Source organism: Streptomyces sp. NPDC006174 (genome assembly GCF_040614075.1).
In the GTDB taxonomy this organism is placed as follows: Bacteria; Actinomycetota; Actinomycetes; order Streptomycetales; family Streptomycetaceae; genus Streptomyces.
The window spans coordinates 151,380-164,780 of record NZ_JBEXTJ010000010.1; the positions used below are offsets into that span (position 1 = coordinate 151,380).

Below are 13,401 nucleotides of genomic sequence, written 5' to 3' on the forward strand. Positions count from 1 at the left end.
GCTAGAGTCGCGAGGAAGGGACGTTACTGATCAGTAAGGGGAGCGGCTATGCGGCTCGGCATCAATCTCGGCTACTGGGGCGCGGGCATGGACGGCGACAATCTCGCCGTCGCCCAGGAGGCCGACCGGCTCGGCTACGACGTCTGCTGGGCGGCCGAGGCGTACGGCTCCGACGCGCCGACCGTGCTGACCTGGGTCGCGGCGCAGACCGAATCCATCGACGTCGGCTCCGCGATCATGCAGATCCCGGCCCGCCAGCCCGCCATGACCGCGATGACCGCCGCCACGCTCGACTCGCTCTCCGGCGGCCGCTTCCGGCTCGGCCTCGGCGTCTCGGGCCCGCAGGTCTCCGAGGGCTGGTACGGGGTCAAGTTCGACAAGCCGCTGGCCCGGACGCGTGAGTACGTCGAGATCGTCCGCAAGGCGATGACCCGCGAGCGCCTCTCGTACGAGGGTCAGCACTGGACGCTGCCGCTGCCCGGCGGCCCCGGCAAGCCGATCAGGCTCACCGTCCACCCGGAGCGCGAGCACATTCCGCTCTACATCGCCGCGATCGGCCCGAAGAACCTGGAGCAGACCGGCGAGATCGCCGACGGCGCCCTGCTGATCTTCCCCTCCGCCGAGCACCTGGAGGAGACCGCGCTCACCTATCTGCGCGCGGGCCGCGAGAAGGCCGGCAGGACCATGGACGGCTTCGACGTCTCGCCGACGCTGCCGCTCGCCATCGGTGACGACGTCAAGGGCCTCGCCGACATGTTCCGCCCGTACACCGCCCTGTACGTCGGCGGCATGGGCAGCCGGAAGCAGAACTTCTACAACCAGCTCGCACAGCGGATGGGGTACGAGAAGGAGGCCGCCGAGATCCAGGACAAGTACCTGGACGGCGACAAGGCCGGCGCGGCCGCCGCCGTACCGCACCAGCTGATCGACCAGACCACGCTGCTCGGGCCCATCGAGCGGATCGCCGACCGGATGCAGGCGTACGCCGCCGCCGGCGTCACCACGCTCAACCTCGCACCCGCCGGCTTCACCCTGGAGGAGCGGCTCACCGCCTTGCGCGCCGGCACGGACGCCCTGGAGCGCTCCGGACTCGCCTAGGGCAGCACTACGGCCGTGGTGGGGGCTCGGGGGTCTTCCCCGCCACGGCCGTCACCGGAACAACGCGCCGCACGCCCCGGGGTTACGCCAGGCCGCCCACCGACGTATCCGTCATTGCTCCGGTTGCCGACCGCTCCCCGGCGCATTTGACTGCTGCTCTGCGCATTACTGCCCCGCGGCGCCGTTCCACGGGGCCGGTACGGAGGTGGCCCTCATGCTCTCAGCCCGAAGCCTGTTCCAGGAGATCCTGGACGACGACGAGGCCTACCGGCTCTTCTGCTCCATCGCCGCCAGCGGAGAGTCCCAGGGCGGCTGGGAGAACGCCCGCATCGCCGCCCTGGTTCCCGAGAGCCGCCGCTCCCTGGCGCCCCGGATCGTCCGGCACGGCGCCGACGAGGACAAGCACGGCCGGATCTTCAACGCCCTCCTGAAGAAGCGCGGTCTCCGGCCGGCCGACGTCCCGCCGGAGACCGACTACACGATGCTCCTGGAGCAGCAGGGCATCGGCCTCGCGCACTCCCGGCTGCGCGGCGAGGAGCGGCTCACCGAGCGCGACATCATCACCTATCTGGCCCACAGCAGGATCACCGAGCAGCGCGCCTCCGAGCAGATGCGGCTGCTGCGGCGGTACTTCGCCGACCACCCGGACATCGGCCGCGCGGTGCGGATGATCTCCGACGACGAGGACAACCACCTCGCCTACTGCCACGAGGAGCTGCTGCGGCTCGCCGGCGAGGGCCACGGCCGGACCATCCAGCGGATCATGCGCGAGTGCGCCCTGGCGGAGATCGCCGCCTACCGCGACGTCAGCCTCGCGGTGATGGACCACATGGGCCGGCTGCTGGGCTGGCCGCGCGCCAAGGCCGTGGCGCTGGCGGCCGGGATCCGCGCGGTGTACGCGTACGAGCGCCTCGTCGGCTGGCGGCGCATGGTGAGCCTGGAGATGCCCGAGCGCCGCGACGCCCTCGGCGGCCGTGCCGTACCGGAACCCGAGTACGCGTGACCTGTTCCGTCACGCGTGACCCTGTACGTACACGCGTGACCTTCCACGCGGACGCGTCACCTTGAAGGGCCGCGCGTGATCCTCACAGCCAGCCGCGCCGCTTGAACTGCCGGTGGAGGCCGACCACCGCCAGGACCATGAACGCGACGACGGCCGGGTAGGTCCACGCCCAGTGCAGCTCCGGCATGTGGTCGAAGTTCATACCGTAGATGCCCGCCACCATCGTCGGGACGGCGGCCATCGCCGCCCACGCCGAGATCTTGCGCATGTCGTCGTTCTGCCGCACCCCCATCTGCGCGAGATGGGCCGAGAGGATGTCCGACAGCAGCCGGTCCAACCCCTCCACCTGCTCGTTGACCCGCGTCAGGTGGTCGGCGACGTCACGGAAGAACGGCTGCGCCTCCTGGTGGACGAACGGCACTCCGGCACCCGCGAGCCGGGTCATCGGCGCCGTCAGCGGGCCGGTGGCGCGGCGGAACTCCAGGACCTGCCGCTTGAACGTGTAGATGCTCGCCGCCGTGTTCGAGGAGTCGCCGCTCGCGGCCGGGGCGAAGACCTCGGTCTCCAGCTCCTCCAGGTCCACCTGTAGCTCGCCGGCCACGTCGATGTAGTGGTCCACCACCGCGTCGCTGATCGCGTACAGCACCGCGGTCGGCCCGTGCGCCAGTATCTGCGGGTCCGCCTCCAGCCGGCTGCGTACATCCGCCAGCGGAGCGCTCTCGCCGTGCCGGACCGTCACCACGAACGAGTCACCGATGAAGATCATCAGCTCATCGGTGCTCACCGTGTCGCTGTTCGACTCGTAGACGACCGGCTTCACCACGGCGAACAAGGAGTCGTCGTACACCTCCAGCTTGGGCCGCTGGTGCGCGCGCAGCGCGTCCTCGACCGCGAGCGGGTGCAGCCCGAACTCGTGGCGCACCAGGTCGAATTCTTGCTCGCTCGGCTCATGCAGGCCGATCCAGAGGAAGGCGTCGTCGGACGTCCGCGCCTTGTCGAGGGCGTCGGAGAAGTCGTCGGGCCCATCGGTCCGGCGGCCGTCCTGGTAGATGGCACAGTCCACGATCATTTCGGCATCCTTGGGAGGTTAAGGACCACAACGTACAAGGTGGGCGGGGGTCAGGTCACCGCACCCTCCTGCCCCGGGAGCCCCGTCCTCGCACCTGGCGCGGGGGGACATCTAGGCTGCCGGTATGCCCACGCTGATCCTCGTACGCCACGGACGCTCCACCGCCAACACCGCCGGAGTGCTCGCGGGCCGCACCCCCGGGGTCCTCCTCGACGAGCGCGGTACCGAACAGGCCGCCGCCCTGCCCGCACGGCTCTCCGCGCTCCCCCTCGCCGCCGCCGTCACCAGCCCGCTGGAGCGCTGCCGCCAGACGCTCCAGCCGCTGCTGGAGGCCCGCCCGGAGCTGGCCGTCCACAGCGAGGACCGCATCAGTGAGTGCGACTACGGCGACTGGTCGGGCCGCAAGCTCGCCGAACTCTCCGACGAACCGCTGATGTCCGTCGTCCAGCAGCACCCCTCCGCCGCCGCCTTCCCCGGCGGCGAGTCGATGCGTGCCATGCAGGCGCGCGCCGTCGACGCCGTACGCGACTGGAACGCCCGCGTCGAGGCGGAGCACGGCGAGGACGCCACGTACGTCATGTGCTCGCACGGCGACATCATCAAGTCCGTCGTCGCCGACGCCCTCGGCATGCACCTGGACCTCTTCCAGCGCATCCACGTCGACCCCTGCTCGGTCACCGCGATCCGCTACACGCGGCTGCGCCCCTTCCTCCTGCGCGTCGGCGACACCGGCGACCTCACCCCGCTGGCACCGCGTGAACAGCCCGTCGGAGCGGCCGCCGTGCCGTCCGGCGCGGGTGACGGCACGTCGGACGCGGCGGTCGGGGGCGGCGGGGGCGCGCCGTGATCTCCGTGGGCAGTAGGGTGGACGCGCCGTAGCGCCGCTATCCACCCCATCGATTCTCAAGGGAGACAGGACGTGTCCCGTCAGGTGTTCCTCTACGACCCACCGGACCGATTCGTGGCCGGTACGGTCGGGTTGCCTGGCCGCCGTACGTTTTTCCTCCAGGCCTCCTCCCAGGGCCGGGTCACCAGTGTCGCCCTGGAGAAGACCCAGGTGGCCGCCCTGGCCGAGCGGATCGACGAACTGCTCGACGAGGTGGTCCGGCGTACCGGCGGCAACTCGCCGGTGCCCGCCGTCGCTCCCACCGACGTCACCGACACGGCCCCGCTGGACGTGCCCGTCGAGGAGGAGTTCCGGGTCGGCACCATGGCCCTGGCCTGGGACGGCGACGAACAGCGCATGATTGTCGAGGCGCAGGCCCTAGTCGAGCTCGACGCGGACTCCGAGGACGACCTTGCGGAGGCTGAGGAGAAGCTCCTGCAGGACGAGGAGAACGGCCCGCCGATGCTCCGCGTCCGGCTCAGCGGCGCCCAGGCCCGCGCGTTCGCCAAGCGCGCCCTGGACGTCGTCAACGCCGGCCGCCCGCCGTGCCCGCTGTGCAGCCTGCCGCTCGATCCGGAAGGACACGTATGCCCGCGCCAGAACGGATACCGTCGCGGAGCCTGACGGACACCGAGCTGCTCACCCTGCTCACCGACGGCACGCTCACCGTGCTCGGGCAGGTCGGCGGGGCGTCCAACGCGGTGCTGCACTGCACCATCGCGTACGAGGGTGAGGAGCGCACCTGCGCCTACAAGCCGGTCGCGGGCGAGCAGCCGCTCTGGGACTTCCCGGACGGCACGCTCGCGCAGCGGGAGGTGGCCGCGTACGAGATCTCCCGGGCGACCGGCTGGGACCTGGTGCCGCCCACCGTGCTGCGGGAGGGGCCGTACGGGCAGGGCATGTGCCAGCTCTGGATCGACGGGCCCGCCGAGGACCCGCCTGAGCTGCTGGCGCTCGTCGAGGACGACGAGCCGGGCGAGGGCTGGAAGGCCGTGGGCTACGCGGACGTCGGCGGCGGGAGGACCGCGCTGCTGGTGCACGCGGACGACCCCCGGCTGCGGCGGCTGGCGGTGCTGGACGCGGTGATCAACAACGGCGACCGCAAAGGCGGCCATCTCCTGCCGGCCCCCGGCGGCCTGCTGTACGGCATCGACCACGGGGTCACCTTCAACGCGGACGACAAGTTGCGCACGCTCCTGTGGGGCTGGGCCGGTGAGCCGCTCACCGAGGAGGCGCTGCGGGTGCTCGCGCTGCTCGCCGGCGAGCTGGCGGCGGGCGAACCGCTGGCCACCCGGATGGCGCAACTCATCACGGCGGCCGAACTGGAGGCCCTGCGGGCGCGAGTAGCGGGTCTGCTCGACGGCCGCGTACACCCGAAGCCGAGCGGGCAGTGGCCGCCGATCCCGTGGCCGCCCGTGTAGCGGCCCCGGCAACCATCGGTGAACGTCCTGGCCGTACAGCCTTTCGAAGGTTTACCGCAAGAGTGCCTCTTCGGACAGGAATCCGGATCCGGTTCGTATCCGGAACCATCGTCCGGTTACGCTCATGAGCATGCATGCCTGGCCCGCTTCTGAGGTCCCCGCCCTGCCTGGCAAGGGCCGCGACCTTCGGATCCACGACACCGCGACCGGCGGACGGATCACCCTTGACCCCGGTCCCGTCGCCCGCATCTACGTCTGCGGCATCACGCCGTACGACGCGACCCACCTGGGTCATGCGGCGACCTACAACGCGTTCGACCTCGTTCAGCGCGTGTGGCTCGACACCAAGCGGCAGGTTCACTACGTCCAGAACGTGACCGACGTGGACGATCCGCTCCTGGAGCGGGCCGTGCGCGACGGTCAGGACTGGACCGAGCTCGCGGAGCGCGAGACGGCACTCTTCCGCGAGGACATGACCGCTCTGCGGATGCTGCCGCCGCAGCACTACATCGGAGCGGTCGAAGCCATACCGGGCATCGTGCCGCTCGTGGAGCGGCTGCGCGAGGCGGGCGCCGCCTACGACCTCGAAGGCGACATCTACTTCTCCGTCGACGCCGACCCGCACTTCGGCGAGGTCTCCGGCCTCGACGCGGCGGCCATGCGGCTGCTCTCCGCCGAGCGCGGCGGCGACCCCGAGCGCCCCGGCAAGAAGAACCCCCTCGACCCGATGCTCTGGATGGCCGCCCGCCCGGGCGAGCCGAGCTGGGACGGGGCCACCCTGGGCGAGGGCCGTCCGGGCTGGCACATCGAGTGTGTGGCCATCGCGCTGGACCACCTCGGCATGGGCTTCGACATCCAGGGCGGCGGCTCCGACCTGGTCTTCCCGCACCACGAGATGGGCGCATCGCACGCTCAGGCGCTGACCGGCGAGCACCCGTTCGCCAAGGCGTACGTCCACGCCGGCATGGTCGGCCTCGACGGCGAGAAGATGTCCAAGTCCAAGGGCAACCTCGTCTTCGTCTCCACGCTGCGCCGCGAAGGCGTGGACCCGGCGGCCATCCGCCTGGCCCTGCTCTCCCGCCACTACCGCGCCGACTGGGAGTGGACCGACCAGGTCCTCGCCGACGCCGTGGAGCGCCTCGCCCGCTGGCGCGCCGCCGTCTCGCGGCCCGACGGGCGGTCGGCCGACGCGCTGGTGGAGGAGGTCCGCGAGGCCCTCTCCGACGACCTGGACACGCCGGCGGCGCTGGCCGCCGTGGACCGGTGGGCCGAGCTCCAGAGCGCGGAGGGCGGCACGGACGAAGGAGCACCCGGCCTCGTCTCCCGTACCGTCGACGCGCTGCTCGGCGTCGCGCTCTAGAAGAGCGGCGGACCGCACCACGCGACCGGCCCCGGACTTCTCCGTGAAGTCCGGGGCCGGTTCTCGTGGTCACTCCTCGTCGGGACTCTCTCCGGACGCCTCGTCAGGCCCCTTGTCCCCGTTGTCGTCGGGCCTTTTCGCCGGTCCCGCCTCCGGCCGTGGCGGCTTCGGCGGACGGGTGCGGCCGCTCGACGGGTCGCGCAGATACGCCGAGTCGCCGCTCTCCGTCGCATGGCCGCCCGGTCCCGGTCCGCCGTCCCGGCGCCGCAGATACCGCTCGAACTCCCTGGCGATGGCCTCACCGGAGGCCTCCGGCAGCTCGGCGGTGTCCCGCGCCTCCTCCAGCGTCTGGACGTACTCCGCGACCTCGCTGTCCTCCGCCGCCAGCTGGTCCACGCCGAGCTGCCAGGCCCGCGCGTCCTCCGGCAGCTCGCCCAGCGGGATGCGCAGCCCGATCAGGTCCTCCAGACGGTTCAGCAGGGCCAGCGTCGCCTTCGGGTTCGGCGGCTGCGACACATAGTGCGGCACCGCCGCCCACAGGCTCACCGCCGGAACACCGGCATGGGTGCACGCCTCCTGGAGGATGCCGACGATCCCGGTCGGGCCCTCGTACCGGGTCTCCTCCAGGTCCATCGTCCGCGCCAGATCCGCGTCGGAGGTGACCCCGCTCACCGGCACCGGCCGGGTGTGCGGGGTGTCACCGAGCAACGCGCCCAGGATGACGACCATTTCGACGCCCAGCTCATGGGCGAAGCCGAGGATCTCGTTGCAGAACGAGCGCCAGCGCATCGACGGCTCGATCCCGCGCACCAGGACGAGGTCGCGCGGTTTCTCGCCGCCGACGCGCACCACCGAGAGGCGCGTCGTCGGCCAGGTGACCTTCCGCACCCCGTTCTCCAGCCACACCGTGGGCCGGTTGACCTGGAAGTCGTAGTAGTCCTCGGCGTCCAGCGCCGCGAACACCTCGCCCTTCCACTCCCGGTCCAGATGGCCGACCGCTGTGGAGGCGGCGTCACCGGCGTCGTTCCAGCCTTCGAACGCGGCCACCATGACCGGGTCGACCAGCTCGGGCACCGACTCGAGCTCGATCACCCGGGCCTCCTTCCGATGTCTCCATACGTACGGAGCAACCTTACGGCTTCGGGACCCTTCGACCGCAGCCCGTTTGCACGGCCGGGTGAACCTTGCCAGCAGGAGTGGATCATCGGGCCGAACAGTGCACCAGCTCACTGCCAGAGCGTGGAAGGAGCCTCCCGCCGCACCACCGGCGCGATCTCCTCCGCGAACCGCTGGAGCGTCTCCAGCTGCTCCGGCCGGCTCAGTCCGAAGCCGTCCACGGTGATCGACTGGAGGTCGTGGCGGTAGACCGTGTGCCAGCCGAGGATCTTGTCGATGATCTGCTGCGGGGAGCCGATCAGCTGCGGGCCGCCGTCGATCGCGTCCTCGATGGTCCGGAACGGCGTGTTGTAACCGGCCTTGCCCGCCAGGTGCGGCTTGAACGTCTGCCGCACCCGTGCCTCGTACAGCTCCTTGTACCGCTCCACGGCCGCCTGCGAGCTGTCCGCGATGAGCAGCCCGCCGGAGCCCGCCGCCACCTTGGCGTCCGCCGGATCGTGCCCGTACGCCTCGAACCGCTCCCGGTAGTGCGCGATGAGCTTCGCGTACGCCTCGCGCGGCTGGATGGCGTTGGCGGTGAAGAGCGGGTCGCCGTGTCTCGCGGCCAGCTCCGGGGAGTTGAGGCTGGTGGCCGAGCCGTGCCAGACGCGCGGAAGGCCGTCGTACGGACGTGGCACCGTCGTCACGTTCTTCAGCGGCGGCCGGAACTCGCCTTCCCAGTCGACGCCTTCCTCGGTCCAGAGGCGGCGCAGCAGCTCGTACTTCTCCTTCTGGAGGTCCCACTGGCGTTCCTCGTCGAGCCCGAAGAGGTCGAAGTGGCCCGCCTCCGCGCCCTTCCCGACGACCAGCTCGATCCGGCCCCGGGATATCTGGTCGAGCGTCGCGAAGTCCTCCGCGACCCGGACCGGGTCCAGGATCGCGACCACGGTCACTCCGGTGAGCAGCCGGATCGTGCTCGTACGGGCCGCGATCGCGCCGAGCACCACGCTCGGGCTGGAGGAGAGGAACGCTCCGGCGTGCCGCTCGCCGACCGAGCAGGAGTCGAAGCCGAGCTCCTCCGCCACCGTCGCGGTGGCGATCACTTCCTCGAACCGGTCGGCGGGGGAGGGGAGTTCACCGGTCAGCGGGTGTGGGTCATGGCCGATCAGGGAGAGCACCGAAAATCTCATGACCTCCACTCTCCTCGCGGCACATTGCGCGCGTATGGCGGGAGTGTGGCGCGTGGAGAGGGCGGCTTCCGCGCACGGGAAGCCGCCCTCGGTGGGTCAGTCGCGGTCGGCCAGGAGCTTCTCGACGCCGTCGCGGACGTCGTCCGTCGCCAGGCCGCGGATCGTCAGCGTGGTCCGGCGGCGCAGTACGTCGTCGGCCGTCTCGGCCCACTCGTGGTCGCGGGCGTAGGCGACCTGCGCCCAGATCTCCGGGGCGTCCGGGTGGACGCGCTCGGCCAGCGCCGGGCTCTCGTTGGCCAGCCGCGCGATGTCGAAGGCGAGCGAGCCGTAGTGCGTGGCCAGGTGCCGTGCGGTGTCCGGTGCCATGCGCGGGCCAGGAGTGCCACCGTCGATGAGCAGCCGGTGCGCGACCGCGTTCGGGTTGGCGATACCGGGCAGCGGCAGCTTCCTCGGCAGCCGGTTCATCGGCTCCATGTCCTCGGCCAGCGGGTGGCCGGGCAGTGCGGCCAGCTTGTTCATCACCGTACGGCCGATGTGGCGGAAGGTCGTCCACTTGCCGCCGGCGACCGAGAGCATTCCGCCGCGGCCCTCCGTGACGACCGTCTCGCGCTTGGCCTTGGACGTGTCGCCGGGACCGCCGGGCAGCACGCGCAGACCGGCGAAGGAGTACGTGATCAGGTCGCGCGAGAGCTGCTGGTCCTTGATCGAGAACGCCGCCTCGTCGAGGATCTGCGCGGTGTCGGCCTCGGTCACCGAGACGTCCGCCGGATCACCTTCGTACTCCTCGTCCGTCGTGCCGAGGAGCAGCATGTCCTCCCACGGCAGCGCGAACGTGATGCGGTACTTGTCGATCGGCGTGGCCAGCGCGGCCCGCCACGGCCGGGTCCGCTTGAGGACCAGGTGCGCGCCCTTGGAGAGGCGGATGGAAGGCGCCGCGTTCGGGTCCTCCATCGTGCGCAGGTGGTCGACCCACGGGCCGGTCGCGTTCAGCACGAGGCGGGCGGTGACGCCGAACTCCGTACCGTCGACGCTGTCCTTCAGCTCGGCTCCGGTGACCCGGCCCCGGGTGAAGCGGAGACCGGTGACGGCCGCGTGGTTGAGGACGACCGCGCCCGCGTCGACGGCCGCGCGGACCGTCATCAGCGCCATGCGGGCGTCGTTCATCTGGTCGTCGCCGTAGACCGCGACGGCCTTCAGGTTGTCGGTGCGCAGTTCCGGTACGTCGCGCTGGGCCTTGGCCGGGGATATGACGTGGCCGACGCCGTCGCCGAACGCGGAGAGCGCGGAGTAGGCGAAGACGCCCGCGCCGAGCTTGGCCGCGCCGTGCGGGCCGCCCTTGTAGACCGGCAGGTAGAAGGTGAGCGGGTTGGCCAGGTGCGGGGCCACCTCGCGGGAGACCGCGCGGCGCTCGAAGTGGTTCTCCGCGACCAGCTTGACCGCGCCGGTCTGGAGGTAGCGCAGACCGCCGTGGAGCAGCTTGGAGGAGGCGGAGGAGGTGGCGCCGGCGAAGTCACCGGCGTCCACCAGTGCCACCCGCAGCCCGGACTGCGCGGCATGCCAGGCGGTGGAGATGCCCAGGATGCCGCCGCCGATGACCAGGAGGTCGTACGTCGCCCGGGACAGCTGCTCCCGGGTTTCGGCGCGGCTCGGCAGCGAGCCGGAGGCCGGGTGCGTTCCGAGGGCGGGAACGCTCTGCAGGGTGGTCATTTTGAATGCTCCTCGTCAGCTTTCTTCGTCCTCGACCCAGCCCATGGTCCGTTCGACGGCCTTGAGCCAGCTCTTGTACTCGCGGGCACGGGTGTCCGCGTCCATGCGGGGTGTCCACTCGGCGGCCCGGCGCCAGTTGGCGCGCAGCGCGTCGGTGTCCGGCCAGAAGCCGACGGCCAGGCCGGCGGCGTAGGCGGCGCCGAGGCAGGTGGTCTCGGCGACCATCGGGCGCACCACCGGCGCGTCCAGGAAGTCGGCGAGCGTCTGCATCAGTAGGTTGTTGGACGTCATGCCGCCGTCGACCTTGAGCGCGGCCAGCTCGACGCCGGAGTCCTTCGTCATGGCGTCGCTGATCTCGCGGGTCTGCCAGGCGGTGGCCTCCAGGACGGCACGGGCGATGTGCGCCTTGGTGACGTAACGGGTGAGACCGGTGATCACGCCTCGGGCGTCGGGACGCCAGTACGGGGCGAACAGTCCGGAGAAGGCGGGCACGAAGTAGGCGCCGCCGTTGTCCTCGACCGAGGAGGCCAGCGTCTCGATCTCCGCGGCCGACTTGATCAGGCCCATCTGGTCGCGCATCCACTGCACCAGCGAACCGGTGACCGCGATGGAGCCCTCCAGGGCGTACACCGGAGGCTTGTCGCCGATCTGGTAGCCGACGGTGGTGAGCAGCCCGTTGTACGAGTTCACCGGCGTGCCACCGGTGTTCATCAGCATGAAGGTGCCGGTGCCGTACGTGGACTTGGCCTCGCCCTCGGCGAAACAGGTCTGGCCGAAGAGGGCCGCCTGCTGGTCGCCGAGCGCGGAGGCGACGGGCACGCCGTCGAGGATGCCGCCCTTGGCGTGGCCGTACACCTCGGCGGAGGAGCGGATCTCCGGGAGGACCGCGGCCGGGATGCCGATGGAGGAGAGGATCTTGTCGTCCCACTCCATCTTGTGCAGGTTCATCAGGAGGGTGCGCGAGGCGTTGGTGACGTCGGTGACGTGCACGCCGCCGTCGGTGCCGCCGGTCAGGTTCCAGATGACCCAGGAGTCCATGGTGCCGAAGAGGATGTCGCCGGCCTCGGCGCGCTCGCGCAGCCCCTCGACGTTGTCGAGCAGCCAGCGGACCTTGGGCCCGGCGAAGTACGAGGCGAGCGGCAGCCCGGTCTCGCGGCGGAAGCGGTCCTGGCCCACGTTGCGGCCGAGCTCCTTGCAGAGCGCGTCGGTACGGGTGTCCTGCCAGACCAGCGCGTTGTGCACCGGCTCACCGGTGTTCTTGTCCCACAGGAGCGTGGTCTCGCGCTGGTTGGTGATGCCGATCGCCTTGACGTCGGCGGAGGTGATGCCGGCCTTGACGATGGCCCCGGCGACGACCTCCTGCACGTTCTCCCAGATCTCGGTCGCGTCGTGCTCGACCCATCCCGGCTTCGGGAAGATCTGCTCGTGCTCCTTCTGGTCGACCGAGACGATCCGGCCGTCCTTGTCGAAGACGATGCAGCGGCTGGAGGTCGTGCCCTGGTCGATGGCCGCGATGAACGGGCCGGTGCCGTGGGTGCCGGTGGTGTGTGCGTCGGTCACGGTGTGCTCCCGGAAGTCTGTGAAGTGATAAGGGTTACGGCGCTGATACCCGCGTGGGCTAGGCGAAGGCCAGGTTGTAGAGCCCACCGGCGAGAGCGCCACCGATGAGCGGACCCACGATGGGTACCCACGCGTAGCCCCAGTCCGAACCACCCTTGTTCGGCAGCGGGAGCGCCGCGTGCACGATGCGCGGTCCGAGGTCGCGGACCGGGTTGATGGCGTAACCCGTGGGCCCGCCGAGCGAGAGGCCGATACCGACGACGACCAGGGCGGTGATCAGGGCGCCGAGCGTGCCGAGGCCGTTGCCCTCGTCGTTGAGGCCCTGGGTCAGGATCGCCAGGACCAGCACGAGGGTGGCGATGACCTCGGTGACGACGTTCTGCACGCCGTTGCGGATCTCGGGGCCGGTGGAGAAGATCCCGAGCACCGGTCCGGCCTTGGGGGCGGCGGTCTGGTCGACCATCGCCTCGTCGGCGGGCTGCGCCTTGATGATCTCCGGGTCGGTGAGGTGGGCGTGGAACTGCCCGTAGTACACCGCGTAGACCAGGACGGCGCCGATCATCGCACCGAGCAGCTGCGAGCCGAGGTAGAGGGGCACGTCGCCCCACGCGGTACCGCCCTGAATGGCGAGGCCGAGGGTGACCGCGGGGTTGAGGTGGGCACCCGAGACGCCGCCGGCCAGATAGGCACCGGTCAGCACGGCGAAACCCCACCCGAAGGTGATGGCCAGCCAGCCCGCGTTCTGGGCCTTCGAGCGCTTCAGCGTGACGGCGGCACAGACACCGCCGCCGAGCAGGATGAGTACGGCGGTACCGATGGTCTCGCCGATGAAAATGTCGGAGCTGGACACCCGTGACTCCTTTGTCCTTCGTCCAGGGGAGAGCGGAACACCGGGTCCCTCCGGTGGTCCGCGCCCCAGATGGGTATCCACAAAGCGTGGGCAGCCCACCTGTAAGGGCTTGACCGGCCCTTGGCACTGTCACACCCTAACGCGTATTGCCGTTAGGCGTTC

Annotated in this window: 12 protein-coding genes; 6 read left to right on the forward strand and 6 right to left on the reverse strand. The window is 70.7% G+C overall.

Features of this window, described 5'->3' with window-relative positions; genetic code table 11:
• Nucleotides 1-48 precede the first annotated feature (48 nt).
• Both ABZ267_RS23320 and ABZ267_RS23325 read left to right on the forward strand, forming a co-directional pair.
• The gene (locus tag ABZ267_RS23320; protein ID WP_356756491.1) at nt 49-1,098 is read left to right on the forward strand and encodes an LLM class F420-dependent oxidoreductase; all 1,050 of its coding nucleotides are present in this window, start codon (nt 49-51) and stop codon (nt 1,096-1,098) included.
• Nucleotides 1,099-1,312: 214 nt separating this feature from the next.
• Complete coding sequence (locus ABZ267_RS23325) at nt 1,313-2,101, forward strand: ferritin-like domain-containing protein (RefSeq protein WP_356756493.1); 789 nt, start codon at nt 1,313-1,315, stop codon at nt 2,099-2,101.
• 82 nt (nt 2,102-2,183) lie between these two features.
• Here the strand turns inward: ABZ267_RS23325 and corA are convergent, their stop codons facing one another.
• Complete coding sequence (gene corA / locus ABZ267_RS23330) at nt 2,184-3,170, reverse strand: magnesium/cobalt transporter CorA (protein WP_356756495.1); 987 nt, start codon at nt 3,168-3,170, stop codon at nt 2,184-2,186.
• 124 nt (nt 3,171-3,294) lie between these two features.
• Between corA and ABZ267_RS23335 the strand changes: the two genes are divergently transcribed.
• The 4 genes from ABZ267_RS23335 to mshC all read left to right on the forward strand — a co-directional run bounded on the left by ABZ267_RS23335 (nt 3,295) and on the right by mshC (nt 6,837).
• Nucleotides 3,295-4,017 (forward strand): histidine phosphatase family protein, encoded by a 723-nt coding sequence (locus tag ABZ267_RS23335; RefSeq protein WP_356756497.1) that lies wholly within the window; start codon nt 3,295-3,297, stop codon nt 4,015-4,017.
• A gap of 72 nt (nt 4,018-4,089) precedes the next feature.
• Nucleotides 4,090-4,680: a DUF3090 domain-containing protein gene (locus tag ABZ267_RS23340; protein ID WP_355865661.1), complete on the forward strand. Its 591-nt coding sequence runs from the start codon at nt 4,090-4,092 to the stop codon at nt 4,678-4,680.
• Nucleotides 4,644-5,477, forward strand: coding sequence for an SCO1664 family protein (locus ABZ267_RS23345; RefSeq protein ID WP_356756500.1), 834 nt, complete (start codon nt 4,644-4,646; stop codon nt 5,475-5,477). The genes ABZ267_RS23340 and ABZ267_RS23345 overlap by 37 nt, the downstream gene beginning before the upstream one ends.
• A gap of 130 nt (nt 5,478-5,607) precedes the next feature.
• On the forward strand, nt 5,608-6,837 hold the full coding sequence (gene mshC / locus ABZ267_RS23350) for a cysteine--1-D-myo-inosityl 2-amino-2-deoxy-alpha-D-glucopyranoside ligase (RefSeq protein ID WP_356756526.1): 1,230 nt from the start codon (nt 5,608-5,610) through the stop codon (nt 6,835-6,837).
• A gap of 69 nt (nt 6,838-6,906) precedes the next feature.
• Here the strand turns inward: mshC and ABZ267_RS23355 are convergent, their stop codons facing one another.
• The 5 genes from ABZ267_RS23355 to ABZ267_RS23375 all read right to left on the reverse strand — a co-directional run bounded on the left by ABZ267_RS23355 (nt 6,907) and on the right by ABZ267_RS23375 (nt 13,239).
• Nucleotides 6,907-7,929, reverse strand: coding sequence for a PAC2 family protein (locus ABZ267_RS23355; protein ID WP_356756502.1), 1,023 nt, complete (start codon nt 7,927-7,929; stop codon nt 6,907-6,909).
• A 134-nt stretch (nt 7,930-8,063) separates the two neighbouring features.
• Entirely contained in the window at nt 8,064-9,122 is a 1,059-nt protein-coding gene (locus tag ABZ267_RS23360; RefSeq protein ID WP_356756504.1) for an LLM class flavin-dependent oxidoreductase, read from the reverse strand.
• Nucleotides 9,123-9,218: 96 nt separating this feature from the next.
• Nucleotides 9,219-10,829 carry a glycerol-3-phosphate dehydrogenase/oxidase gene (locus ABZ267_RS23365; RefSeq protein ID WP_356756506.1) on the reverse strand — a complete coding sequence of 537 codons (1,611 nt, stop codon included), beginning with the start codon at nt 10,827-10,829 and terminating at the stop codon, nt 9,219-9,221.
• Nucleotides 10,830-10,844: 15 nt separating this feature from the next.
• Nucleotides 10,845-12,389: a glycerol kinase GlpK gene (gene glpK / locus ABZ267_RS23370; protein ID WP_151511653.1), complete on the reverse strand. Its 1,545-nt coding sequence runs from the start codon at nt 12,387-12,389 to the stop codon at nt 10,845-10,847.
• Between the two features lie 58 nt (nt 12,390-12,447).
• Nucleotides 12,448-13,239 (reverse strand): MIP/aquaporin family protein, encoded by a 792-nt coding sequence (locus ABZ267_RS23375; protein ID WP_356756508.1) that lies wholly within the window; start codon nt 13,237-13,239, stop codon nt 12,448-12,450.
• Nucleotides 13,240-13,401 lie beyond the last annotated feature (162 nt).

What these genes read in the sequence shown, in the direction of transcription:
- ABZ267_RS23320 (WP_356756491.1), top strand. Translation starts at nt 49, where the DNA reads ATGCGGCTCGGCATCAATCTCGGCTACTGGGGCGCGGGCATGGACGGC.
- ABZ267_RS23325 (WP_356756493.1), top strand. Translation starts at nt 1,313, where the DNA reads ATGCTCTCAGCCCGAAGCCTGTTCCAGGAGATCCTGGACGACGACGAG.
- corA (WP_356756495.1), bottom strand. Translation starts at nt 3,170, where the DNA reads ATGATCGTGGACTGTGCCATCTACCAGGACGGCCGCCGGACCGATGGG.
- ABZ267_RS23335 (WP_356756497.1), top strand. Translation starts at nt 3,295, where the DNA reads ATGCCCACGCTGATCCTCGTACGCCACGGACGCTCCACCGCCAACACC.
- ABZ267_RS23345 (WP_356756500.1), top strand. Translation starts at nt 4,644, where the DNA reads ATGCCCGCGCCAGAACGGATACCGTCGCGGAGCCTGACGGACACCGAG.
- mshC (WP_356756526.1), top strand. Translation starts at nt 5,608, where the DNA reads ATGCATGCCTGGCCCGCTTCTGAGGTCCCCGCCCTGCCTGGCAAGGGC.
- ABZ267_RS23360 (WP_356756504.1), bottom strand. Translation starts at nt 9,122, where the DNA reads ATGAGATTTTCGGTGCTCTCCCTGATCGGCCATGACCCACACCCGCTG.
- ABZ267_RS23365 (WP_356756506.1), bottom strand. Translation starts at nt 10,829, where the DNA reads ATGACCACCCTGCAGAGCGTTCCCGCCCTCGGAACGCACCCGGCCTCC.